23 protein-coding genes and 3 pseudogenes are annotated in these 25,173 nt (G+C 35.5%); 14 read left to right on the top strand and 12 right to left on the bottom strand.

The window, feature by feature from the left end; all coding sequences use genetic code 11:
- Positions 1-440: 440 nt before the first annotated feature.
- Positions 441-1,577, bottom strand: a complete 1,137-nt coding sequence (locus OPR17_RS03970; protein WP_264702595.1) for a cysteine desulfurase family protein — start codon at positions 1,575-1,577, stop codon at positions 441-443.
- A 155-nt stretch (positions 1,578-1,732) separates the two neighbouring features.
- Between OPR17_RS03970 and OPR17_RS03965 the strand changes: the two genes are divergently transcribed.
- Positions 1,733-2,431, top strand: a complete 699-nt coding sequence (locus OPR17_RS03965) for an alpha/beta hydrolase (RefSeq protein WP_265021233.1) — start codon at positions 1,733-1,735, stop codon at positions 2,429-2,431.
- A 238-nt stretch (positions 2,432-2,669) separates the two neighbouring features.
- On the opposite strand, the gene OPR17_RS03960 is transcribed toward OPR17_RS03965, so the two are convergent.
- Both OPR17_RS03960 and OPR17_RS03955 read right to left on the bottom strand, forming a co-directional pair.
- Positions 2,670-3,344, bottom strand: a complete 675-nt coding sequence (locus OPR17_RS03960; RefSeq protein ID WP_065106727.1) for an ABC transporter ATP-binding protein — start codon at positions 3,342-3,344, stop codon at positions 2,670-2,672.
- A 314-nt stretch (positions 3,345-3,658) separates the two neighbouring features.
- Positions 3,659-4,120: a HesB/IscA family protein gene (locus tag OPR17_RS03955; RefSeq protein ID WP_265021232.1), complete on the bottom strand. Its 462-nt coding sequence runs from the start codon at positions 4,118-4,120 to the stop codon at positions 3,659-3,661.
- A gap of 47 nt (positions 4,121-4,167) precedes the next feature.
- Here OPR17_RS03955 and OPR17_RS03950 point away from each other — a divergent pair, with 47 nt between their 5' ends.
- The 3 genes and pseudogenes from OPR17_RS03950 (at position 4,168) to tnpC (ending at position 8,084) form a co-directional block, all read left to right on the top strand.
- Positions 4,168-5,367, top strand: coding sequence for a deoxyguanosinetriphosphate triphosphohydrolase (locus OPR17_RS03950; protein ID WP_265021231.1), 1,200 nt, complete (start codon positions 4,168-4,170; stop codon positions 5,365-5,367).
- A complete protein-coding gene (gene ribD, locus OPR17_RS03945; RefSeq protein ID WP_265021230.1) occupies positions 5,367-6,575 on the top strand; it encodes a bifunctional diaminohydroxyphosphoribosylaminopyrimidine deaminase/5-amino-6-(5-phosphoribosylamino)uracil reductase RibD in 1,209 nt (402 codons plus the stop codon). The genes OPR17_RS03950 and ribD overlap by 1 nt, the downstream gene beginning before the upstream one ends.
- A gap of 112 nt (positions 6,576-6,687) precedes the next feature.
- Positions 6,688-8,084: pseudogene (gene tnpC, locus OPR17_RS03940) on the top strand (IS66 family transposase).
- Positions 8,085-8,227: 143 nt separating this feature from the next.
- Here tnpC and rpe read toward each other — a convergent pair.
- The 3 genes and pseudogenes from rpe to OPR17_RS03925 form a co-directional block, all read right to left on the bottom strand.
- Positions 8,228-8,908: a ribulose-phosphate 3-epimerase gene (gene rpe / locus OPR17_RS03935; protein ID WP_265021229.1), complete on the bottom strand. Its 681-nt coding sequence runs from the start codon at positions 8,906-8,908 to the stop codon at positions 8,228-8,230.
- A 94-nt stretch (positions 8,909-9,002) separates the two neighbouring features.
- Entirely contained in the window at positions 9,003-9,308 is a 306-nt protein-coding gene (locus OPR17_RS03930) for a hypothetical protein (protein WP_265022194.1), read from the bottom strand.
- A gap of 66 nt (positions 9,309-9,374) precedes the next feature.
- Positions 9,375-9,431: pseudogene (locus OPR17_RS03925) on the bottom strand (zinc-ribbon domain-containing protein); the annotation flags it as partial.
- 73 nt (positions 9,432-9,504) lie between these two features.
- On the opposite strand from OPR17_RS03925, the gene dapD reads away from it, so the two are divergent.
- On the top strand, positions 9,505-10,335 hold the full coding sequence (gene dapD / locus OPR17_RS03920; protein WP_264339475.1) for a 2,3,4,5-tetrahydropyridine-2,6-dicarboxylate N-succinyltransferase: 831 nt from the start codon (positions 9,505-9,507) through the stop codon (positions 10,333-10,335).
- A 6-nt stretch (positions 10,336-10,341) separates the two neighbouring features.
- Here dapD and OPR17_RS03915 read toward each other — a convergent pair whose 3' ends face one another.
- A complete protein-coding gene (locus OPR17_RS03915) occupies positions 10,342-10,626 on the bottom strand; it encodes a DUF2610 domain-containing protein (protein ID WP_010962783.1) in 285 nt (94 codons plus the stop codon).
- The gene (locus OPR17_RS03910) at positions 10,627-10,998 is read right to left on the bottom strand and encodes a hypothetical protein (RefSeq protein WP_406828681.1); all 372 of its coding nucleotides are present in this window, start codon (positions 10,996-10,998) and stop codon (positions 10,627-10,629) included.
- 101 nt (positions 10,999-11,099) lie between these two features.
- Between OPR17_RS03910 and OPR17_RS03905 the strand changes: the two genes are divergently transcribed.
- The 3 genes from OPR17_RS03905 to OPR17_RS03895 all read left to right on the top strand — a co-directional run bounded on the left by OPR17_RS03905 (position 11,100) and on the right by OPR17_RS03895 (position 14,477).
- Positions 11,100-12,140 (top strand): class I SAM-dependent methyltransferase, encoded by a 1,041-nt coding sequence (locus OPR17_RS03905; RefSeq protein WP_265021227.1) that lies wholly within the window; start codon positions 11,100-11,102, stop codon positions 12,138-12,140.
- A 1,313-nt stretch (positions 12,141-13,453) separates the two neighbouring features.
- Entirely contained in the window at positions 13,454-13,582 is a 129-nt protein-coding gene (locus OPR17_RS03900) for a hypothetical protein (protein ID WP_265021226.1), read from the top strand.
- A complete protein-coding gene (locus OPR17_RS03895) occupies positions 13,545-14,477 on the top strand; it encodes an IS982 family transposase (RefSeq protein ID WP_458694328.1) in 933 nt (310 codons plus the stop codon). The genes OPR17_RS03900 and OPR17_RS03895 overlap by 38 nt, the downstream gene beginning before the upstream one ends.
- 27 nt (positions 14,478-14,504) lie before the next feature.
- Here OPR17_RS03895 and prfA read toward each other — a convergent pair whose 3' ends face one another.
- A complete protein-coding gene (gene prfA / locus OPR17_RS03890) occupies positions 14,505-15,584 on the bottom strand; it encodes a peptide chain release factor 1 (protein ID WP_265021225.1) in 1,080 nt (359 codons plus the stop codon).
- 98 nt (positions 15,585-15,682) lie between these two features.
- Between prfA and yihA the strand changes: the two genes are divergently transcribed.
- The 4 genes and pseudogenes from yihA to OPR17_RS03870 form a co-directional block, all read left to right on the top strand.
- A complete protein-coding gene (gene yihA, locus OPR17_RS03885; RefSeq protein WP_265021224.1) occupies positions 15,683-16,276 on the top strand; it encodes a ribosome biogenesis GTP-binding protein YihA/YsxC in 594 nt (197 codons plus the stop codon).
- A gap of 4 nt (positions 16,277-16,280) precedes the next feature.
- Positions 16,281-17,192: an acetylglutamate kinase gene (gene argB, locus OPR17_RS03880; protein WP_320109877.1), complete on the top strand. Its 912-nt coding sequence runs from the start codon at positions 16,281-16,283 to the stop codon at positions 17,190-17,192.
- Between the two features lie 205 nt (positions 17,193-17,397).
- On the top strand, positions 17,398-18,105 hold the full coding sequence (locus tag OPR17_RS03875) for a hypothetical protein (protein WP_265021222.1): 708 nt from the start codon (positions 17,398-17,400) through the stop codon (positions 18,103-18,105).
- Positions 18,068-18,914 (top strand): annotated as a pseudogene (locus tag OPR17_RS03870) (IS982 family transposase); the annotation flags it as partial. The gene OPR17_RS03875 and the pseudogene OPR17_RS03870, both read left to right, overlap by 38 nt.
- On the opposite strand, the gene OPR17_RS03865 reads toward OPR17_RS03870, so the two are convergent.
- Positions 18,899-20,467 (bottom strand): efflux RND transporter permease subunit, encoded by a 1,569-nt coding sequence (locus tag OPR17_RS03865; protein ID WP_265021221.1) that lies wholly within the window; start codon positions 20,465-20,467, stop codon positions 18,899-18,901. The pseudogene OPR17_RS03870 and the gene OPR17_RS03865 sit on opposite strands and share 16 nt — an antisense overlap.
- 175 nt (positions 20,468-20,642) lie before the next feature.
- Here OPR17_RS03865 and OPR17_RS03860 point away from each other — a divergent pair, with 175 nt between their 5' ends.
- A complete protein-coding gene (locus OPR17_RS03860) occupies positions 20,643-21,287 on the top strand; it encodes a hypothetical protein (protein WP_265021220.1) in 645 nt (214 codons plus the stop codon).
- Between the two features lie 9 nt (positions 21,288-21,296).
- On the opposite strand, the gene OPR17_RS03855 is transcribed toward OPR17_RS03860, so the two are convergent.
- Positions 21,297-22,034 (bottom strand): type I glutamate--ammonia ligase, encoded by a 738-nt coding sequence (locus OPR17_RS03855; RefSeq protein ID WP_265021219.1) that lies wholly within the window; start codon positions 22,032-22,034, stop codon positions 21,297-21,299.
- A 326-nt stretch (positions 22,035-22,360) separates the two neighbouring features.
- On the opposite strand from OPR17_RS03855, the gene dnaA reads away from it, so the two are divergent.
- Positions 22,361-23,743, top strand: coding sequence for a chromosomal replication initiator protein DnaA (dnaA, locus tag OPR17_RS03850; RefSeq protein ID WP_265021218.1), 1,383 nt, complete (start codon positions 22,361-22,363; stop codon positions 23,741-23,743).
- 27 nt (positions 23,744-23,770) lie between these two features.
- Here dnaA and OPR17_RS03845 read toward each other — a convergent pair whose 3' ends face one another.
- A complete protein-coding gene (locus tag OPR17_RS03845; RefSeq protein ID WP_265021217.1) occupies positions 23,771-25,045 on the bottom strand; it encodes a metallophosphoesterase in 1,275 nt (424 codons plus the stop codon).
- Between the last annotated feature and the right edge of the window lie 128 nt (positions 25,046-25,173).

Genomic DNA, 25,173 nt, shown 5'->3' with positions numbered 1-25,173 from the left:
TATGGTGAGATACCGCAAATGAATCCATAGCTGTACGAACATTCATTTTTGAAGGTAAATTGCACAGCAAATGGTGTCATTCCAGTGCTCTTTTTTTGTCATCCCAGTCTGGGATCTATTTTGCATGTAACTCCAATTGTGTTTTGGCATAAAACGCGACACGTATTAGACTTATTTGCAAGCAAAGCTTGCTAGATCCAAGTAGTCAGGGCACTGGGATGACAGGGGAGGAGGCTACTTGGATGACATCATAGGGGCACTGGAATGACACCATAGGGGCACTGCCGTCATAAAGGAACCAGTGTCAGCTACTTGGATGACAGCTAGCCTAACAACCGTCATCCCACTGCTTGTTAGCGGGATCTAGAGATACCGCGGGGTTGTAAAGTAATTTTTTACATCTAATGCTCGGCCAGTGCCTGCATGATACCACGTATTATCTATACCAAGGTGTTCTGCTTGTAGATATTATACCAACAATCCACTATTTTTTTTATGTCTTGTGGTTTAGTTTCTGGACCTATACTGATTCTAATTGAACACTCTGCTTGCTCTTTTGTTGCCCCCATTGCAAGCAAAACATGGGAAGGCTCAACTTTTCCAGAAGAACATGCGGAGCCATTACTAACTGCAATATAATTCAAGTCAAAATGCATGAGCTGCACATCACTCTTTACTCCTGGCATATAAATAAAACTTGTGTTTGGCAGCCTCTTAGAGTTTTTACCGAAGATTCTTATGTCACTGGCAAGATTTAATAATTCACACTCTAATTGATCGCGTAGCTCCTTTACTTCATCCATTTTTGATAAAAGATCTGGAATATTTTGCAGTGCAGCAGAAAGGCCTGCAATTGCAACAATATTTTCCGTACCACCACGAAATCCCTTCTCTTGTCCACCACCTATTATAATAGGTTCTATCGCAAGTTCTTTATTGAATATTAAAACTCCACTGCCTGCTACACCGCCAAATTTATGGGCGGATAAAGTGAGTAAATCCACTCCTAAATCTTCCATATTAACTTTAATTTTCCCAACACTTTGAGCAGTGTCAGTGTGGCAAATTGCTCCAAACTTGTGTACTATTTTAGCTATTTCCTCAATAGGTTGAATAACTCCGGTTTCGTTATTTGCCATCATAACTGAAACTATTGCTTTGTTTCCTTTAAGTTCGCTTAGAATTTTTTCTAGCTCTAAAAAGTCAACAATGCCCTCCTGATTAACAGGTATTATATATGGATTACATGCAGAATTAAGAATTGAAGGATGCTCTATAGCTGAAATTATATGCAGGTAGCCTGCTATTCCTCTCATAACAAGGTTGTTCGCTTCAGTTGCACCAGACGTAAAAACTATTTCTTTATCACTTGAGACGCCAATAGCACCACGTACGTTATCTCTTGCATCCTGAAGAATCTTCCTCGCTTCTTGTCCTCTTTTATGTAGTGATGATGGATTGAGCGTTTGTTTTAACAAGACCTCAAATATACTTTTTTTTACATTTTCACTAATTGGAGCAGTTGCATTGTAATCAGCATATACGCAACCACTATTTTCTAAAGAAAATGGACTCATCTGTCACTTAAATAAGTTTACCATCAACTATAACCATAACTATGTACGTTAGCTTTAACACGATAAAAAATTTATTGCAAAAACAGCGAGATTAATACATAATTAATAACTCACGTCATCAATACCTGTCAAGCGGGTTCTTATTAGGAGTTATCATGGTTGAAGTTTTTTTAAATAATGCAACAAGAAAGATAGAAGGTGAATACCACCAAAGCAAAGATGCCAACGTGCCGGTTGTGCTGGTTTTACATCATCATCCTCAATATGGTGGTAATATGGATAGTAAAATTGTACATAGTACATATACGTCTTTTATCGATAACAATTTTTCTGCATTGAAAATTAACTTTCGTGGTGTGGGAAAATCTACCGGAACTTTTGATAAGGGTATAGGAGAATTAACTGACGCTGCGGTAGCCATTGATTGGCTTCAGGAACATAATCCTAGCAATGTTCCAATTTGGATCGCTGGTTTTTCTTTTGGAGCATGGGTGGCTATGCAGCTAACAATGCGCCGCCCTGAGATAGTGGGTTTTATTGCTCTTTCTCTTCCGGTAACTAAGTGCGATTTTTCTTTTCTTTCTCCCTGTCCAGTTTCTGGGCTTATAATACAAAGCAGTAATGATACAATCTCAGAAGAAAGCGATGTAACAGAATTAGCAAAAAGGTTGATAAATTCAGTAAGAAGTGATCACATGAAATACCATATAATAGATGATACTAATCACTTTCTAAAGGATAAAGAAGAGGAAGTGACTCAAATCGTGGACAATTATATAAAACTGCGCTTGAATAGTGCAACTATTTCTTCTCAAAAGGTCAAAAAAGAGGTAAGGGTAAAAGAATATGCCTAATCTTTACAAACAAGAGAAATGAGTGTAGTAATATAAATGAAAAGGTTTTGTTATGTTTAAAAAGCTATTATTTTTTGTTTTAGCTGTGTTTATGTTATCGGGGTGTTCCCTAAGTAAACAGCGTAAGTTAAAAAGTCCGTGTATAAAAAGCAATGAAAGCATTTCATGCGAGTTGTACTCTGTTAATGATCATTGGTTAGATAAGTATAAGGCATAGAAATTGTGCTATTTTTCCTATTCACAACTTCACTAATGATCGATCTCTCAATTGGAAAATGCAGTCTGCCTTTTCTGCAAGGAGATGATTGTGTGTTACTATAAGCATAGAGCTGTTATTTTCCTTTACGTATGAATGTAGCAGTAAAAACACGTTAAAAGAATTTGTTGGATCTAAGTTTCCTGTTGGCTCATCTGCAAGTAAAAGCTTTGGAGAATTTACAATGCTTCTTGCAATTGCAACTCTCTGCCTTTCCCCACCCGAAACTTCAGATACCATGCTACTTGCTTTGTTTTCCAGACCAAATTTTTCCAACATTGCTTGCGAATTTTTTTTTGCTTCAGCTTTGCTTTTTCCTGCAATGAGTTGAGGAAGCATAATATTTTCCAACACCGATAACTCTTGTAACAAATAGTGAAATTGATAAACAAAACTAAGAAAATTTCTTCTTACATGAGTTTTATGCTTATTACTGGCTTGTGTGCAATTTATTCCATCTATCGTAACTATACCTGAAGTTGGCTTGTCCAACAAGCCTGCGATTTGCAATATAGTTGTTTTCCCTGCACCTGAATTGCCAATCAGCGCTACTACTTGCCCTCTTGTAACACTTAAGTTGATATCCTTTACAACAGCAGAATTGTCCTTGAAGCTTTTATCTACAGAAGTTAGTTCTAGTGCTACATTACCACCCATGTTTAAAAGACCTATAACCATACAAATGTTGTGCTTGCATAGCAAATGATAGTGCATGACCAGTAAAAAAGAAATAGAAGAATAAACCTCAGTGTCAAGTATACAACTATATGAACGTTGTGACTTGAGAGCACCATCCACCAGAGAAGAGTGTCATCCCAGTGCTCCGACACTGGGATCCAGGAATTTTGATTGGACACTAAGTTGGTGAGCATAAAAGTAGCTAATCCTATGTTAAAACACAACGTTTGTGATGGGATTTCGTAAAAGGCTGGATTCCAGTGTCACGCACTGGAATGACATCAAATTTTTGACTAAACTGAGAAGCTGTTGCCACAACCACACTGGGATTTAGCAAAGGCATTCTTTATTTGAAAACCAGAACCACTGAGATCCTCAGTATAATCTATAACTGAGTTATTTAAAAATTTTGCTGAACAATTATCAACCATTAATACAGGATTGCCATTTTCATCATTAATTACTATATCTTTACCTTTTTCGCTAAAACTGGAGTGGCTTCTATAGTCCTCGCTTTCTTCATAATCATCATCTTCATCTTCGTCATCAAACTCATCATCGTAATCATCGTCTTCATCATCCAAAGATAGATTTTTATTCATTTGATCCATAAGAAAATTGTATTTGAAGCCAGAACATCCACCACCTGAAACTGCAACCCGTAAAATGGAACTCTTATCCCCTTCCTGCTCTGCAAGAAAGTGGATTTTTTTTAGTGCATTATCAGTTAAGTTGATGTTGTAATTTGTTGACATAGTAACCACCGTTTATTATTGATAACTTATTATAGTAGAAATTTTACATGTCAAACAATAATTTTCTATTAAATTATGCATGTTTTCCAAGCAAAACAAAAGGGAGATACTTCAAAGAGCCAGAAGATGAGAATCGCAGCTGCTTTCAGCGTGATAGGGACCGTATCATTCACTCTAATGCGTTTAGAAAGTTGGAGTACAAAACACAAGTTTTTATCAATTATGAGCACGACTACTATCGCACTCGGCTTACTCATAGCCTTGAAGTTGCACAAATTGCAAGGTCCATTGCGCGTAGACTTGGCTTAAATGAGGATATCACTGAATGCATAGCGCTCGCACATGATCTTGGTCATCCTCCATTTGGTCATGCAGGTGAAGATGCTCTAAAGAAATCAGTTCAAGATTTGAATCTTGATAACGAGAAGTATGAGTTTGATCATAATGTTCAAGCTATAAGGATTTTAACTTATCTTGAACAAAAACATGCTGATTTTGATGGTATGAATCTAAGTTGGGAGGTGATTGAAGGGGTTGCAAAACATAATGGTCCCTTGCTTGGTCAAAACGCGGAGTCTTCTACAAATAATCAGCTGTTATTAGAATATAATGAAAAATATGATCTAAAACTTGAGGAATTTTCAAGCATTGAAGCGCAAGTTGCTTCAATTGCCGATGATATTGCTTACAGTGTTCACGATCTTGATGATGCACTCAGGGCGAATTTAGTAACCATCGAAGATTTGCTGAATGTCCCTTTAATTGAAAAAATGTTTAAAGACATAAGGAGCAGATATTCAGAATTGCCTCAGAGCAAACTCATACATGAATCACTGAGTGGAACTATAGGAACTATGATAAGTGATGTTGTTTCTCAGACTGAAAGAAATATTGAAGATCACAAAATAAAAAGCGTAGAAGACGTAAGAAGTCTAAATAAAATGCTAGTCACATTTTCACCAGAAGTTGCGAATGCTACAAAAGAAATGAAAAGATTCAACATGGAGAAAATATACAGAAGCTATAAACTGAGTAGAACGATGAACAAAGCAAAACGCATAATACAGGAACTCTTTCAATGTTTTTATGAAAACCCAGGATTACTTCCCACAGAGTGGAGCAAACTCGCTTGTGAATCTCAGCGTTCAGTAATAATATGTGACTATATCTCAGGTATGACAGATAGATTTGCTATACACGAGCAAAGAAGAATTTTTGATACCTCATACGAAATGACTTCTTTCTAATGACTGATGATCATTTCATGTCAATTGCATTAAGGCTTGCAGAAAAAAATCTTGGAAATGTTGCACCAAATCCTGCTGTCGGGTGTGTTATTGTAAAAGATGGTGCAATTATTAGTGAGGGATATACAGGGATTGGTGGGCGTCCGCATGCGGAGGCAGTCGCTTTGCAGAACGCTAAAGATTCAACTCAAGATGCAACTATGTATATCACGCTCGAGCCATGTTGCCACTTTGGAGTTACAGAACCTTGCACCGCAGGAATTATAAGAGCTGGAATAAAAAGGGTAGTAATTGCAACTATTGACCCAGATAGTAGAGTTTCAGGTGGAGGCATTAAAGCTCTAGAAGAAGCAGGAATTGAAGTTGAGCAAGGTATTATGCAAAAAGAGGCAGAAGAACTGAATGTCGGTTTTTTCACCACTAAAGAATTTCATAGACCATTTATAGCTTGCAAAATCGCAACAACTCTCGATGGAAAAATCGCAACATTTATAGGCAATAGCAAATGGATAACAAGTGAAGATACGAGAAACTGGGTACAGAAGCTTAGAGCAAAATATGATGCAATTATGATTGGCAGCAATACTCTTATTAATGATGATCCACTCTTAACTTGCAGATTACCAGGACTCGGAAGTAGTTCGCCAATAAGACTAATTATTGATAGCCAAGGGAAATTAAAGGAAGAGCATAACATTGCAAAGACTGCAGGTACCTTATATAACCATGATTTAAGCAAAGAGCCAACAGCATACCCCTCGATGTCATTCCAGCGCGTGACGCTGGAATCTAGAAAAAAAGAAGAAGAATGGATCCCAGTGTCACGCACTGGGATGACAGGAGGTTCAACTTGGGTGATTACAAACAGAGAAATAGAGAAAAAAATAAAAAACATTAATTATTTGATAGTCAATTCAAACAATGCTGGCAAAGTCTGCTTAAAAGACATGGCATCAAAACTTGTTTCAGAAATTGGTATAACAAGATTATTAGTTGAAGGTGGAGGAGTGTTAATCACAGAACTATTAAAGTGTAATTTAATTGACAGGTTAATAATCTGCCGTAGTGGTAAAATTTTAGGTAATGACGCCACTCCTTTCATAGGAGATTTAGGAATTCAATCTATTAACAACTGTTATCAGTTCAAAAAAGCAAAGGTAATAGAGTTTAGTGAGGATGTAGTTGAGGTTTGGGATAGGTCGTCATAATCCTTACATACTCAAACAGTAAAAAAAAGGTATCCGTTCAGCGGAGCGGTAAAATAAAAAGTAGACAAGGAGTGCTAAAAACATAATATCACAAGTAGTATGTGTGGTAAATATGTCTGATCTACTAGCTAGTCTTCTCAAGCTCTGTGAAAGCTTTAAAATAGAGATAGAGCAACTAAAAGCAGAGATAAAGAGGTTGGAGATAGAAAACGAAAATTTTAGATCTGAGAATAAGGCGCTAAGAATCGAAAATGCTGAATTGAAAGAAAGACTAGGTCTGAATTCACAAAATTCATCGATACCGAGCTCAAAAGAGTTATACAAGCTAAAGAAGAAAAAGAAAAAAAAGTGACAGGAAAATAGGGGCACAGATTGGGCATGAAGGAAAGTATCGCCCTAAAATGGAAGCAGATGAAGTGGTGAAAATAGAGTTCTTGCGAGTGCGGAGGAGAAATTGCGATATCGAAAGAGCCATACATTCATCAAAAAGTTGATTTGCCAGAAATTAAGCCTTATGTTGTGGAATACCAATTAGAGCATGGCCGCTGTTGCAAGTGTGGAAAAAGAAAAAGTAGCAGGCTACCAGAAGGTGTTACTGCGGATACATTTGGTCCAAAAGTTAAGTCAACAATCGCGGCACTGAGCGGATTTTACAAGAACTCAAAAAGAGAAGTAGCAAATATTATAAAAAATATTTTCAACCTGGACATCAGTGTTGGTAGCGCGTCAAATAGCGAGGCTAGAGTTGCAGAAAAATGCCAAGAAGCATATGAGCAAATCGAGCAAGAAGTAAGTAAAAGTGAAGTTCTGCATATCGATGAAACGAGCCATTATAACAAAGGTAAACTTGGTTGGTGCTGGATGTTTGCCAGTAATACAGCAAGTTTTATAAAATTGACAGAGTCAAGAGGAATGAAGGTTTTACAAAATAGTAAGTTCTGCAATCGCAATAGCTTAGTAGTAACCGACAGGTACGCAGCATACAACTACTTTGCCGATAAAAACAGGTAAATCTGTTGGGCACATTTATCAAGAGATTTTGAAAGGTTAGCGCATAGTTGGAACATTGAAGTTAAAGTTCTGGGCTGTTACTTAAGAAACGTAGCCACTGAATTATTTGCACTAAAAAAGGCCTTGCTAAAAAATGAGATAGATGTTTTTAGATTTACCAGACGTGCCAGAAAATTGCAAAAACGTACAAGGTATTACTTGAAGGAAATATCCCGTTTACCTGAAGCAATTGGAGCTTCTCGAGTTGCAAAAAATATTTTGAAATCCGAAAGAATGATGTGGAATTTTTTAGATGACCCAGAAAACATTCCGCTGACAAACAACCATGCTGAACAGCAGATACGGCATTATGTCGTTTATCGCAAAAATTCATATTTTACCCAATCGAAGCGGGGAAATGCATTCCTTGAACGGATAATTTCATTATACTTGACATGGAAACAAAGGGGTCTCAATCCTTTCCAAAACCTCTTATCTATCATCTCTCACACCGCTTAGCTGAACGGATACAACCCAAGAAAGGTTTTTCTACGTCATACCGCCGCGGTATCTCAGCATAGATTCCGCTAACGAGTAGCGGAATGACGAATTTGTTGTTTTTCAAATTGTAGGTAAACCTAAGCCACTTTAGCTATATAGGGTCACAACAATAGATTTTTAAGATCGTTTACGGCCTTCTTAATATCTTCAGCCTTGAATATCGCCGATCCCGCAACTAAAATATCTGCACCTGCTTTTATTATATCAGCTGCGTTAGAAAAGTTAATTCCACCATCTACTGAAATTTGTGTTTTAAGGTTACGCTCTTGTATCATTTTTTTTATAGTAGATATCTTGTTCAACTGTGAATGAATGAATTCCTGTCCTCCAAAGCCAGGGTTGACTGTCATAATCAGCACAATATCTAGCTCATGTATTATGTATTCAAGCACACTTGGAGAAGTTGAAGGAACAATTGAAACTCCAACTTGAATCGGTTTTTTTTCGTCGTTTACATTTTTGTATGACTTTATCTTTCTTATCAACCTCTCAAGGTGTGTCTCTGCTTCTGCATGTACAGTGATAATATCAGCACCAGCATTTATAAAGCTTTCAATGTGGTTACCAGGAGATTTGACCATTAAATGCACATCAAAAGGAAGATTGCTATATCTACGTATTGCAGAAACAACGCTAGGACCAATTGTAATATTTGGAACGAAATTCCCATCCATAACGTCTATGTGTATGTAATCCACACCTAAATCGCTAATTTTTCTTACTTCTTCCCCTAATTTTGCAAAATCTGCTGAAAGTATAGAAGGTGCAATTTTAATACTCATGAGCTGCCTTTTTTGCTAAAAAATAACTTATTTTTAAAACTCTGTCACCCTAAGCACCATCTGAGTAGCTAGAGACCGATATCGGTATGCCTATTTAACTAGATCTTAAATTAGATAAAAAAAGGTAGTCTTGATAAAACTTATTTACAGCAAGTTCTTTTACATTCGGACTTTCTGTTTGTTCTTTTTTGTACCCTAATTTATAGCTTATTGAATCCCTATATGAACTGATCGTTTTGTATGCTTTGTTCATCTCTCTAGGAAAGATGCCATTAGCTATTACGACGCATAACCCTGTAGCTGTTGCAAAAGCTAGAGTGGTAAATGCTAGATTTTGTAAAAAATTCCTTCCACTAACTTTTTTTTCCTGTATATTAGCAAAGTGCGGTTTGTTTGACACTTCTTCTAGATATTCATGCCATATGTGATTGCAGTTCGTACACTTCACTTTTCTTCCGGATGCACCTATTTGCTCGTGAGATACTAAGTAAGTCTTAGTACAATTATAACATTGTATTTTCATAGTACTTACATATAAGTAGTAACAAGCCCAAATGATACGAGCTATAAATTTAATATCAATATATATATAACAAATGGAAGGTTTGCAACTAAAAAAAACACAGAGTGAGATAAAAGATATTTGGAAAAATAGAGAAAAATTTAATGACTGTAATCTAAAGAAAACAGCAAGAATAGCAATTAAAGAGGTAATTGAGCTCCTTGATAGCGGCAAAATTAGAGTAGCAGAAAAGCTATCAAGTGGAGAATGGGTAGTACATAAGTGGATAAAGCAGGCAATATTATTACATTTTCTCACTGAAGAAAGCAAAATAATAGACAATACCAATTGCTGGTTTGACAAGATCGGTAACAAGTTTAGTGAATGGAATGAGGAAAAATTTCGCCGGTTAAAAATTAGAGCAGTTCCTGGGTGTTTTGTTCGCCGATCTGCTTATATAGGTACAAATGTTGTTCTAATGCCAAGTTTTATCAACGTTGGTGCATATGTTGATTCAGGAACAATGATAGATACCTGGTCAACGATTGGTAGCTGTGCGCAAATAGGAAAAAACTGTCATATTTCCGGTGGAGTGGGAATAGGTGGAGTTCTTGAGCCTATTCAAGCTTCACCTGTCATTATAGAAGATAATTGCTTTATTGGAGCACGTAGCGAAGTGGCCGAGGGTGTGGTAGTGAGAGAAGGATCAGTCCTTGGCATAGGCGTGTTTATTGGGGCATCAACAAAGATTATTGATAGAGAAACTAGCAAGGTATTTTACGGCGAAGTGCCACCTTATTCTGTAGTGGTACCAGGGTCTATTCCATCTAAAAATAATATTTCAACCTATTGTGCAGTCATAGTAAAAAAAGTGGATGAAAAGACGAGATCGAAAATCTCTATAAATGAAATATTGAGGGATTAAACTATCTTACTCCTTGTCGTCACTTTTTTTATCATTATTACTAACCACAGTAATGGCATACGCGCATAACTCTGAGAAAGAGACTCCATTTTCTTGAGATAGTTTATATAATTTTTGTAGACTTTCTTTTACTTTATTAGGAATATTCCCTCCACGTTCTTTTACAAGCCAGGAATCTTGATGATGAATTGGATGAGCATCACTTTTTGGATTTCCTATGTATATTGCAAAAGGTGAACTTTGTCCTTTGAAGTCACATTGTACAGTAAATTTTTTTATAGATTCGGCCATTTAAAGACCTCTACTTTTCTTTTTGGTCGATTTTATAGCAGGTGGAAGAGGTGGTTTCTTTATAAAATCTTGTCTATTGACAACACTTTCTTTACCTTTCAAAGCTCGGCGAACATCAGCTCTGCTTAATTGCGACTCTTTTGCTACCTTCATTCCATGCTTTGCCATAATATTAGCATATGCTAGTACTTTTTTTACCAATGCTAGATCACCATCTAGCATTTGAACTAGCACTTGAAACACTTCCGCTAAAGTTAGCCCATCAGCATTTATAACCTTGTTTTCTATAAAATTGACAGCTTCTTCAAATTTGTATTCAATACTATCATCTTGAGGTATAAGGGCAACATAATCGGTGTTTTTGTCGTCCATAACTGAAGCACTATTACTCACAAACTTAAGTTTATACTATATATATAAATACTCTACTATTTTATATTATGGCACGCTATAGTTAAACATTTATTAATAACATGCTCACTTATATACACGAATTAATTGACAAAAGTCAAGGATCAATATCCATCAGTGATTTCATGAATGCCGTTTTGTATCATGAAAAATACGGCTATTATACAAGTAAATTACCACTTGGTAAGGATGGTGATTTTACTACTGCACCTGAGATCAGCCAATTATTTGGTGAAGTAATTGCAGTTTGGATAATGCATACATGGGAAAAATTAGGAAAGCCATCAAAATTTTCTCTAGTTGAACTTGGGCCAGGCAAAGGAACACTCATTCACGATATAATAAGAGTCACTAGAAAATACAGCAGCTTTTTTAATTCAATGTTGATCCACTTAGTTGAAATAAGCCCTACTTTACGGAAGATACAAAAGGAAAAATTAAAAGGCTTAGGTGTTAATTGGCACAAAAATATTGACGACCTACCAGAACAACCAACCATTTTTTTAGCAAATGAGTTCTTTGACGCTCTTCCGATAGATCAGTTTGTATATCGTGATGAGGGGTGGTATGAAAATAGGGTGACAAAACAAGATGATGGAGTGTCATTCCAGTGCGTGGCACTGAAATCCAGAAAGAAAGAATCATGGGTTCCAGTATTAGCGACTCAGACGACAAACGGAAAACTTTTTAATGGTGCAGTGGTAGAAATATGTTCAGTTGGGGTTGAAATATTAAAAAAACTTGAGAAGAAGATATATAATAATAAAGGAGCTGCTTTGATTATAGATTACGGTTATGTATACCCCGCATATAAGAGCACTTTGCAATCGATAAAACAACATAAGTATGCTAATTTTCTTGAGAATGTTGGTAATAGTGATATTACCGCACTTGTAAATTTTCAAGCATTAAAAGATTCATTAAAACACGTAGATTGCGAGATTTTAACTCAAAGAGAATTTTTATATCTTTTTGGCATAAAAGAAAGAACCCTGGCTTTAATGAAAAGCGCAAGTGATGAACAAAAGAATAGGATCTTTAGTGAATTCTTAAGGTTGACTGAAAATATAGGCACTCTTTTTAAAGCAATGCTATTGATATAGGGAGAGTAGACCGGCGGACCTTCCCCGCCAGCCTCTCGCAGAACTGTGCATGAACCTCTCGACTCACACAGCTCCCATTATTCGGCCCTTGCTACTAATTATAGCATAATCAAGGACTCTGTTTTAATCAATTCCTCATCCCATTTCTGGTTGACAAATAACCAAACTAAATCCCTTCGCTCCATCTCCATTACAGAGATTTCTTCACTACTACGCGCCCCTGTTTTCCGTATCGGTACTCTCACCCTTGGAGTTTAGCTCCTTGGATTTCTCCCTTATCATCGAAATGACAGGTTCCCGCAGTTCCACGCAATAGCCCAAAATAGATTCACGCCACCTCTATGCCGGACGCCACCTATCCAGTAAACAAGCTCCCGATACCAGGTTAGCCTGGTTTTGACGTCGTCTAGTTCCTTTCGACACTTTTTCAGTGGTTCATTTGCATTCGTCTCTCTATTTCATACATGACACATAATTGTGCCTTTTCCATAACGCTCACTACCTTAGCTCTTTACCAAAGCAGCTTATGGCTGTTTGAAGCCTGCTCTTGCAAACCGGCTCCGAGGGGCCCTCCCTCATCTACTGCACAGCTTCAACACTTCCCGTGTTTCTACGACGCACTGTCATCCCAGTGTCAAGCACTGGGATGACAAAAAAAGGAGCACTGGAATGACAGCAGTTCTACGTCATACCGCGATTCATTCGCGGTATCCCTTAGCCGCTAACACGTAGCGGTATGATGATTCTTCAAATCGTCAAGGTGTCATCCAAGTAGCCTTCTCTTCCTGTCATCCCAGTGCCCTGACTACTTGGATCCAGAAAACTTAACTTTAAATAAGTGGCTGCATAATAAAGACTAGATTCCAGCGTCACGCGCTGGAATGACACCATTTTCGGTCTCTTAAATTGCTTTAGCTACAAACATTAAGAAATTTACCAAACGAAAAAAGGCAAAAGAAGCCCTAGTCATTGTCTATTTTCAGTATTGGCGTTTTTAAGTCTAAAACACTGCAATTTAGCTGCTTTTAAATGCAACTCACCTTAGTTTAAATGTTTAAGAAATTTACTAAGCAGAAAAAAAGGCAAAAGAAATCCCGTGTTAGCTAGTTGTCACTCTCTAATCCTGCAAATTGGCATACTATACTGTCTTAAACGACTTATAAGCGCGTTTCAGCTTATATAGGTAAAAACCCAGAAATGTTGTGAAGACATAAGGTGCACATAGTGCAAAAAATTAAAAATAAGACGCCAACTACGTTGTTTTCTTGCTGTTTAATCTGCACAGATGAAGATAACTGAATACCTTCAGTTTCATGATAAACGCGAATTCTGGATTAAAGGAGAATAGAAAAGGCAGAAAACAGGGTAAACTCAGCAATTATAAAAAAATAGATGAGGTTACCCATGGAAGACATAACAAAACTGTTTTGTTTGGTCGATGATTTTTGCAGAGATATAGAGAAAAATTTTGCAGGCAAACTACTGCCAAATGGTAAAAAACCCACAAGAACAACGGAAATTGAGCACTCTGAAATCATGACAATAATCCTGCTATATCAACAATCTCCGTGTAAAAATTTCAAAACTTTCTATCTACATTACCTAACGTTGCTCTACAAATCAGAGTTTCCAAAGTTGCCTTCATATACCAGGTTTGTTGCTCTAAAGCCTAGGGTTTTGTGGCATTTAGCAATGTTGTTGCATTGGCTTTGTGGACAGTCAGAAAACACTGGAATTTCATATATAGACACAACTCCCATTGCAGTTTGTCATGCAAAAAGAATATCCAAAAACAAAGTTTTTGCTGGAATTGCAAAATTAAGCAAGAGTACTTACGGCTGGTTTTTTGGTTTCAAATTACATATGGTAATCAATGAAAATGGTGAAATTCATGCACTTACGCTAACAAAAGGCAATGTTGATGATAGGATACCTGTGCCAAATTTGACGGAAAAATTAACCGGCCTTTTGTTTGGTGACAAAGGTTATATTGCAAAAGAGCTTTTTCAGAAGCTGTTTGACCGAGGTTTGAAACTTGTTACCAAGGTGAAAAAAGGTATGAAAAATACATTAATTTCGCTAAATGAGAAGATTTTACTGAGAAAAAGGTCTATCATTGAGACTGTTTTTGGTTACCTAAAAAATAGACTAGAAATTGAACACACTCGCCATAGATCCCCTGTTGATTTCTTGGTTCATATCTTTTCTACTCTCATCTCCTATTCCATCAAATCCAAAAAGCCTTCTATTTCCTATACTTCCTTCCTTAATCCAGAATTTGCGTTACTAGAACTTGTTTTTACTGTCTATCTATTGCGTTTCAAAGATCCTATGTAATTAATAAAGATATTCCATTGTAGGCCGCTAACTTTCCCCTGCCAATCTTTCTGCTTCATTACGTGAAATTAATGCCTCAATAAATTCATCTAGTTCGCCTTCTTTTATAATTTGCTCTAGCCGATGTGAAGTTAGATTAATTCTGTGGTCTGTTATTCTTGATTGCGGAAAGTTATATGTTCTTATGCGCTCGGAACGATCCCCAGAGCCAATCTGACTTTTCCTCATTGTTGACCTTTCCATTTCTTTTTTTTGTCTTTCAATTTCGTATAGCCTTGCCCTCAATACTTTGAGCGCTTTAGCTTTATTTTTGTGCTGCGATTTTTCATCTTGCTGTATCACAACTATCCCTGTTGGCAAGTGGGTGACCCTTACTGCGCTGTCAGTTGTATTCACTGATTGCCCTCCAGGACCACTGGATCTATAAACATCTATTCGTAAGTCTTTTTCTTCTATTTTAAAGTCAACTTCTTCTACTTCAGGTAATATCGCAACAGTAGCGGCAGAGGTATGCAACCTTCCTGAGGATTCAGTTTCTGGCACTCTCTGTACTCTGTGCACCCCTGATTCAAATTTCAACCTTGCAAAAACTTCTGTTCCATTAATGAGTGCAGAAGCTTCCTTATAGCCACCTATACCTGTATTAGAAATGCTTATTGGCTCGAACTTCCAATTTCTTCTTTCTGCATATTTTTGATACATACGAAATAACATTGCTGCAAATAATGCTGCTTCTTCTCCGCCTGTACCTGCTCTAATTTCTAATATTGCATTTCTTGAGTCATCTTCATCTTTGGGCAATAATGCTAACTTTAATTTTGCTTTTATTTTTGGTAATAATACCTTGTGCTTTTCGAAAAATTCTTCTTTTGCTAACTCTTTTATATCACCTTCGCTGTTTTCATCTTTCATTATTTCTTCTAAGTCTGAAATTTCCTCTTTCAGCGTGTTATATTCATCAATTATCTTGATTATTGGCCTGAGCTCAGAGTATTCCTTTGAAAGGGTAATGAATTCTTTTTGATTTAAATTGGTAGGATTTTCCAAATTCCTCTCTATATCATTAAATTTTTTCTTTAAGTCTTGTAAATTATTTTCCATATCCATATAGCACAGATCTAGCTAAGTAATATATACTGAAATAAAAAATTTCTTATATCAAGCAATAACACTATAATATACCTACTACCTTCTAGTTGAATATAATGGCAAAACAGATAACATCAAACTGCAATTTCATATTTGGAGCTTCGGACATAAAATCATTACCAAATGAGTCGGCTCCAGAGATTGCGTTTGCTGGTAGATCAAATGTAGGAAAATCCAGTCTGATCAACTTACTGATAAACAGCAAAAAAGCTGCCAGAGTTTCCTCTAAACCTGGATGCACTAGACAAATAAATTTTTACTCTATGTACAATGATAAGTTCAGACTTGTTGATCTACCAGGGTATGGCTACTCTCATGCAGGCAAGGAGGAAATTATACAATATTTAAACTTAATTGAGTATTATCTAATTCAAAGAGAAAATCTAAGAAGAGTGTTTGTGTTGATAGATAGCAAGGTAGGATTAAAAGAAATAGACAAAGACTTCATTTATTGGTTAATATATAATAACATTAACTTTAACATTGTGCTAACAAAAATAGATAAAGTAAGTCAAAAAAGCTTAGGTGCTGTTATAGAAGATATTCAAAAATGGATTAATAATGAGAATGTGTCAATTCATCAAATGAGCATCCGTGTTAAGCATAAAATAACCAAGGTAAGAGATGAGTTTTTCAAGTTTACAAGATAAAAAAATGAAGAGTAGTGAATTTTTAAAGGGTGAGGTATCATTTGAACAAAAAGCAGAAATATTACTTGAAGTGCTATCTAACATACCTAGCTTTGTAGGCGAGACTTTTGTCATTAAATGCGGTGGTACAATAATCTTAGATGAAACACTATTTAATACTTTTGTGCATAACGTTGTCTTGTTGAAGCAGCTTGGTATAAATCCGGTAATAATTCATGACGGAGAATATGAAATTAACTCAGTGTTAAAAATGCTGGATATGAACAGTAAGTTTGTGAATGGTATCAGACTTACAGACAAAGACACTATGAAAATCATTGAAATGGCACTGTGTGGTTCAGTTAATAAAAAAATTGTTCAGTATATAAATTCTGCTGGTGGTTCAGCTATTGGATTATGTGGAAAAGATGGTAACTTAATTAAAGCCGAAAAAATAACCGCTACGCTTAGAGAAGATAGATCAAATAATATCGAAAAGATATTAGACATGGGGTTCATCGGTAGATCCACTGAAATCAATCCTGATATATTATTTTTTATTGAAGAATCAGATTTTATACCAGTTATTGCACCAATTGGTCATGGAAAAGATGGGGAAACATATCATATTGATGCCGATAGCACTGCAAGCGCAATCGCAATCGCAGTTTCTGCATCTAAAATGATAATCTTGAGTGACACAGATGAAGAAATAGATAAAATTGGTGGCAGGAAGATATCTGTTAAAAATTTAAATGCATCGATTGATTGTGGGAAAATTAAAGGGGAAAAATTTATTGAAAGGCTTATGGCATACGTTAAAATGGCGGAGGAATGTGCTGGAGTTGTTCACATAGTTGATGGTAGAATACCTAACATTATGCTTGATTTATTTACTGAGAGTAATTCAAGCATATCGATTGTGAGTGATTTATAGCTATACTGCTTGCAACTACACGAATACCAAGAGGGTGTCATTCAAGTAGCTGACACTGGAATGAAAGTAATCTACGTCATACCGCGATTCATTCGCGGTATCTCTAGATCTCGCTAACAAGTAGCGGGATGACGGTTGTCAGGGTGTCATCCATAAGTGTTGAAAGTAACACAAAAAAGACATAAAGAACTATTATTGCAAGAAAATGGAGGCAATAATGGATCAAATAGAAAGAGTACTAAATTTAATAAAAGATGAGGATTTAGAAAGGCTAGGAAAATTAAGTGAAGTAGATAAATGTAATACTAAATTGTTGGGCAAGATTATATTTAAAGGTCTAATGAAGTTAATATTAATGGGGCAAAAAACAAGCCTAAGAGCGCTAGAAATGGTAATAGACAGGTGTATAATGGATAAGAATAGCGATAAAAGTACAGTAACATACAGTGATTTGTCAAAAAGGTTAAAAGTTATAAATCCAGAATATTTTAAGGGAGTATATATTGATTTGATGAGCAAGATTAAAAAGCTATTACCCCAAAAAACATCAAATAACTTACATAAGTTTGATTCGACGATCATAAATTTATCGGGATATCTCATAAAAGATGGGCTAAAAATAGGCGGTAAAAGTAACGACAGTCAAGTTAAAGTGAGTGTAGGATTAAAGGATCAATTGCCGACAAGTATAAGATTTTGTAAAGGACAAGAAGAAAGTAGTGAAGATATGGCATTAGTGAGAGCAATTAATGAAGCTAAAGTTGAAAAAGAGGATATTTTATTATTTGATAACGCGAATTCTGGATTAAAGGAGAATAGAAAAGGCAGAAAACAGGGTAAACTCAGCAATTATAAAAAAATAGATGAGGTTACCCATGGAAGACATAACAAAACTGTTTTGTTTGGTCGATGATTTTTGCAGAGATATAGAGAAAAATTTTGCAGGCAAACTACTGCCAAATGGTAAAAAACCCACAAGAACAACGGAAATTGAGCACTCTGAAATCATGACAATAATCCTGCTATATCAACAATCTCCGTGTAAAAATTTCAAAACTTTCTATCTACATTACCTAACGTTGCTCTACAAATCAGAGTTTCCAAAGTTGCCTTCATATACCAGGTTTGTTGCTCTAAAGCCTAGGGTTTTGTGGCATTTAGCAATGTTGTTGCATTGGCTTTGTGGACAGTCAGAAAACACTGGAATTTCATATATAGACACAACTCCCATTGCAGTTTGTCATGCAAAAAGAATATCCAAAAACAAAGTTTTTGCTGGAATTGCAAAATTAAGCAAGAGTACTTACGGCTGGTTTTTTGGTTTCAAATTACATATGGTAATCAATGAAAATGGTGAAATTCATGCACTTACGCTAACAAAAGACAATGTTGATGATAGGATACCTGTGCCAAATTTGACGGAAAAATTAACCGGCCTTTTGTTTGGTGACAAAGGTTATATTGCAAAAGAGCTTTTTCAGAAGCTGTTTGACCGAGGTTTGAAACTTGTTACCAAGGTGAAAAAAGGTATGAAAAATACATTAATTTCGCTAAATGAGAAGATTTTACTGAGAAAAAGGTCTATGTTACCTAAAAAATAGACTAGAAATTGAACACACTCGCCATAGATCCCCTGTTGATTTCTTGGTTCATATCTTTTCTACTCTCATCTCCTATTCCATCAAATCCAAAAAGCCTTCTATTTCCTATACTTCCTTCCTTAATCCAGAATTTGCGTTTATTATAGGCCCAGCATTTTTTATTTCACCACTTTCTATAGCACTCATTTTTTTTATTTCTTTTTTTGAAGTTATCGAAGGCTTACCAAATGTTGCACCAAGTGTTGGTATAAAAACCAAAGCCATAATGAGCGATCCAGTCAAAGTTAGGATTATTGTAATTGGTATGTACTGCATGAATTTACCAACAGTATCAGGCCAGAATAATAGAGGAAAAAACACTGCTAATTTAGTTAACGTTGATGATAGAACCGGATAAAACATATCACGAACTGAAGTGTAAAAAGCTTCTACTTTGTCCATTCCGCAGATCATCTTTCTATCGGCATATTCGCTGATCACAATTGCATCATCAACCAGCATGCCAACAGCCATAATTAAACTGAAGAGCACAACGATATTTAAGGTTATACCCATAAAGTAAAGAGCTATTATCCCAATGAGAAAGGAACCGGGTATCGAGAGTGCCACAAGAATAGCAATCCTTGTTCCCATAGAAAGCATCATTATGATCAATATTAACAACACAGCAAATATTATGCCGTTTTCCAAGTCATCAAGCACATCGCGGACGTTTTTTGACTGGTCGTTTAAGTACACCACTTTTAAATTTTCAGGTAATTGATCTTTTGCCTTATCCATTAAGTATTTTACTTGATTTACTGTGTCTATTATGTTTTTTCCGTTACGTTTTGAAATTTCTAGCACGACACTAGGTAATCCATTAATGCGAGCAAATCCTTGGTGATCCTCAAACCTAGGGTATACTTTTGCTATATCTTTGATTCTCAAAACTGCATCGCCTTGAGATCTAATAGGAATATTCATAATATCTTCTATATCTTTTAATAACCCTGATATTTTAATCGAATATTTACCGGTATCATTTTCCAGTGACCCAGCTCCCACTAGTCTGTTATTGCTTGATATAGCTTGGAATATTTCGTTTGATTGAATGTTATATTTTGTTAGAACTGTGGGCTCAACTATCACTTCCACTGTTTCTTTACGCATACCTGCCACTTCAACTTTGAGAACATTTGGCAGAGATTCTATTTCTTTCTTTAGCTTGCGTGCTATTTCAGTTAAGGCTCTTTCTGGCAAATTACCAATTAAGCCGACATTGAGTATCGGAAATAAGCTCAAGTTTATTTCATTGATTATCGGAGATTCCGCTTCAACAGGTAACTTCGATTTTATGTTTGAAAGCTTTGAACGGACATTATCGAGCACTTCTTTATTATCATACTCTGTTCCAAATTCGAGTATCATGTGAGCACCATCATTAGTTGCAAAAGCTCTCAATTCTCTTACACCTTCGATGGATCTTAGTTCATTTTCTATAGGAAGCACTAATAGCTTTTCACTATCTTGAGCAGAAATCCCAGGAAGTCCAACAAACACGCTGATTATAGGAATCTGTATATCAGGATTGCTTTCCCTTGGCATTTTTACATAAACGTATGAACCGAAGATAAAAATTACTATAAGTAATAATACCACCGCCCTGTTTCGCTCTATGAGTAAGCTCTGCATGTTGAATGTTAGCTGAATATGTGTGTTTGTACAATATTATAGTCGAGATACATTGCATATTAATTAATCCTTGTGTAGCTTTAAAACTTTATGCAAATAATTAAAATTTTCACAAAATTGCAAGTATAAGAAAATTCCTGTATAATAATTCTAGAACAGTATTTGAGAGGTTATTATGGTGGCAATTCTAAATGTAACAAAGGGCAAAAATAAAGTTATTGTGTCTGGATTAGCTGGAGCTTTATCAGCTTTAATATTTTTAACAGCAATCCACATTGCCGCAAAGATAGCCATTATCGTTTCTGCCGCTGCAGTTACTTACTTATTACTTTCGCTGATTCATAAAATAAGAACTAAAGCTGAAATTACTCGTGTTTCAGGAGATAAAGTTTCAGAAGATGAAGGGTATAGCAGTGTTGATGAAGGTGAAGAAAAAGATACCGTAAAAGAACCAAAAAGAACTGAAACTGATCTAGAAGAAGAATTAAAAAATAAAAGAGCAGAAGAAGAAATGAAAAATGGACTACCTAAACATATGGATTTCAAAGGTAATTCACTTTCTAAAAGCGCTGATACTAAAGATAGTCATTCCGTTTCTAGTGCTACAAATATTGTTATGGAACCTTTACCTAAACACATGGATGCGCTTGGTAATCCACTTCCTGAAAGACCAAGTGCAAATATTAGTATAGAATCTAAACCTGAGAGAAAACTATCTCCTGCAGAGTGGCTATTACAGTGCGGGAATGTAAATAATGATGTGATGGAAGTGCTAAAACAGCCAATTATCCAACAGCCATTTAACGGGTTAGGGTTTTAGATGTAGTTACTATATCAAACTCTCCATCTTATATTGAGGATCAGATGCAATGCCATACACTCTATTTGGCGGAGCAATTTTGTTCTCTATACCAAAAACTATACCTTCAATTATTGCTGTGAGTACTTTTTCAAGGTTACAATCTGTTCCAGGAACACGGTGCTCTAGGCGGCATCTTTTGGAATCGTTGCCAAAATAGGGAATTCTTATCGCAGCAGTTCTGTTATTTACCCCCCAACTAATCGTAGTTGGAGTATAAATATCCGGGTACTGAAATCTTAAATATGAATCATCATTTGGAGCAAAAAACAACATATGTTTTTTCATCATTGCACATAATCCACCAATACTATGAATCAGATAGTCACTGTACTTTTGCTCATTGATATAAAATAAGTTATCGTTATTTGAATTCACGAGATTAACATGCACATTTAATGCACTGCCTGCTCTATCCAAATAGGGCTTTGCTTTAAAAGAAATATTCCCACCTAGTTTTTGTGCTGTTTCAGTAAGTGATTGTTTTGCTAACTCAAAATGCTTAATTAAATTGTCGGAGTTCGTATAACAACCACTTTTTATTTCATACTGATGTGTAGAATTCTCCTTCTCGCAAGAAAATTCAAGAGATGCTATTTTATTTTTGATGCTATTCAGAAATAAGTATTCTTTTTCTATTCCTTCAATGTAAAACTCTAGTTCAATACCGAATACAGCATAACAACTCAAATTACTTAATATAATCATAAATTTGCTTCAGTAAATCTATATTAGGTTAGCTATATTTATATGAATACTTTACTTATTTACCGGTAAATTTAACATCTTATTTATACATAATGTATTACTGTTTTTAATAGCATGCTTCTAATCCTCGATACAAGCGACATTTACAAATTTTTCATTTTTTTGAAATAAAAATGATCAATTTTAATGTTTTTATACCCTTTACAACCCATCAAAAAATCACCATAATTTTTAGTATGTATTAAGTAGTATTAGCTTTTCATTTTGCAGTAAGCTATTGATTATCTTATGTTTTTCTAATTATTGCTTTTTTCTTGGTGTGGTATATGAACTTAACTAGCCCTAAGGTTTCTACTATGTTTTTTGATCGGGTTATTACAGTAACGGATCACAATGTTACTTGGGAAAAAATCCAAAATTGTCTTTATAATCTTTATGGAGAAGCAACATATAATAGCTGGCTGAGTTCACTAAAATTTGTCAGTAGCAGAAATGGGGAAGTTCTTTTATCCGTGTCAACAAGGTTTATAAAAGAGTGGATTACAGTTCATTACATGAAAAAAATATTATCATTATGGCAAAGCGAAGATAAAAGCATACGTTCTATTGATATTCAAGTAATTGAGGAAAGGAATTCAAGTTTTAATGTTATACTAAAAAACAGAGAGGAAAGTAATCATAATCTTGGTTCGCCGCTGGATCCAAGGTTCACCTTTGATAATTTTGTAGTGGGAAAGCCAAATGAATTAGCATTTACGGCGGCAAAGCGTGTGGCAGAATCTATAGATCCAATATTAGGCAGCAATCCTTTGTTTCTATATGGTGGAGTGGGACTTGGTAAAACACATCTAATGCATGCTATAGCTTGGCACATAGTCAATTCCCCATCAGCAAAAAGAAAAGTGGTGTATTTATCAGCAGAGAAATTCATGTACCAATATATTACAGCGCTGCGAAGCAAAGATATTATGTTATTTAAAGAGCAATTTAGATCAGTAGATGTATTGATGGTAGATGATGTGCAATTTATCAGTGGTAAAGATAGTACACAAGAAGAATTTTTTCACACTTTCAATGCATTGATAGACCAAAATAAACAATTGGTTATATCAGCTGATAGGTCTCCTAGTGATCTTGATGGAGTGGAAGAAAGAATAAAATCACGACTCGGTTGGGGGTTGGTGGCAGATATTAATGAAACAACTTTTGAATTAAGGCTTGGTATATTGCAGGCAAAAGTGGAGCAGATGAATATGTATGTTCCGAAAGATGTCCTAGAGTTTTTAGCAAGGAACATAAAATCTAATATAAGAGAATTAGAAGGAGCATTAAATAAGGTTACCCATACCTCATTAATTGGAAGAAGTATGACGGTAGAATCAGCTAGTGAAACCCTAATCGATCTTCTTAGGTCAAATCATAGGTCAGTCACAATAGAAGAAATACAAAAGAAAGTAGCTGAATTTTTCAATATAAAGGTTGCAGATATGCAATCCAATAGAAGGCTTCGCAGTCTTGCAAGGCCAAGACAAATAGCTATGTATTTTGCCAAAAAATTTACGCAAAAAAGCCTACCAGATATTGGGAGAAACTTTGGTGGCAGAGACCATGCTACTGTTATACATGCAGTAAAACAAGTAGAAAATTTTATAAAGACCGACTCAAAATTTGCTGATGAAATCAATCGATTAAAAAAAATGTTTAAGTAGTGTTTTTAAAATAGCTAATAACAAATCCTAAAATGAATCGACTATAGTTTTAATCCGTTTAAGTTTAAAATCTTCTGTTAGCTTCGCAGAATACATTTCCTTATTGTGTTGATTATAGAAGGTAAATTCGTGATCATCTAAATTTAGTATTGCAAAGCCAAAGCCAAAAAAGTTTCTAACCTCGTGTGCTAAGTAGTTTTTACCATTTGAATAGTCAAATTCTACATTTTGATAAACAGATTCTTGATCTTGAGCGTGTAATGATGCACCACCGTTTCCAACTATAATTTGGTCTGGAACATTATCCATTAATAAAATCTGGGCTATATGAATGTGGCCAGAAACTATGGTAGTAACATTGCTTGGAAATTTATCTCCAAAAGCTTCGATTTGTGTAAGATTACCATGGCTTTTTAATGTCAAAAATTCTTTTTTTGGAGATCTCCAAAGCGGTTTATGAGTTAAAAACCACATGGGCTTGTCAGAACTATTTTGTATCAATTTATCAAATTGCCTCTCAAAAGCATCAATTGTGCTTTGGGTCGTAAAAATATCCTCACCGGATGAAGAGTCGAAGATAAAAAATTTCATCGGTCCAGCATCTAAGGACCAACCAGAAACGAAGTTTCCACATTTTTCAGACGAAAAGGGGTATGAATCTAGATACCTGAACCATCCTTCATAAGCTCTATCACAACTCTCATGGTTTCCACGAACAAAAAGGAAAGGGGATTGTGATAAAATATCCTTTGCAGGCTCAAACCAATCAGCGTACCAAACTTCTTTATTATATCCATAAATATCGCCACACTTTTTTGTATTTCTACATTTTGTTTGTCTATAATGATAATCACCAACATGGATAATTAAATCTGGTTTATGAAGGGCGATTGAATCTAAATTTTTTTTTAAAGGCCAGCTATCTACCGAATTACATTCCTGCTGAAATAACATATTTATTCTACAGCCCGTGTCACCAATGAAAGCAATTTTATTAACCTTTTTTGGTAATATAGGAACCCGTAGATCCTCAATACTAATGTTTTTGGCACTTGTTTGTACTGTCAGTTCACAAACTGTTTCGTTATGATCACCATTGTTAATTGAGCTGCGATTCAGCATTTCTGTTTCCTCGCCATCAACATAAACAATGGGACACATGTCATTATCCGTAATTGCGCGTATGCTTAGTTTATTTTCTGGGATAACTTGAGACCATGTGTATAATATTTGTGCATGGACGAAATGAAAGCTAGTTATAAGAGAGAGAGCTAAAAAAATAAAGATATTAGCTATATTCATTTGTATAAAAACCTAAGTTAAAAATTAGTAGTAAGGTTATCTTAAATGATTAAAATTTATAATCACAAAATTCATAATCAAATTATACAAACAATTTCTAAATTATTCTAGTATCAGATTGACACTCT

Source organism: Wolbachia endosymbiont (group A) of Icerya purchasi (assembly GCF_947251635.1).
Taxonomy (GTDB): domain Bacteria; phylum Pseudomonadota; class Alphaproteobacteria; order Rickettsiales; family Anaplasmataceae; genus Wolbachia; species Wolbachia pipientis.
The sequence above is the reverse complement of the archived record's forward strand: the minus strand, read 5'-3'. Positions and strand labels throughout refer to the sequence as shown.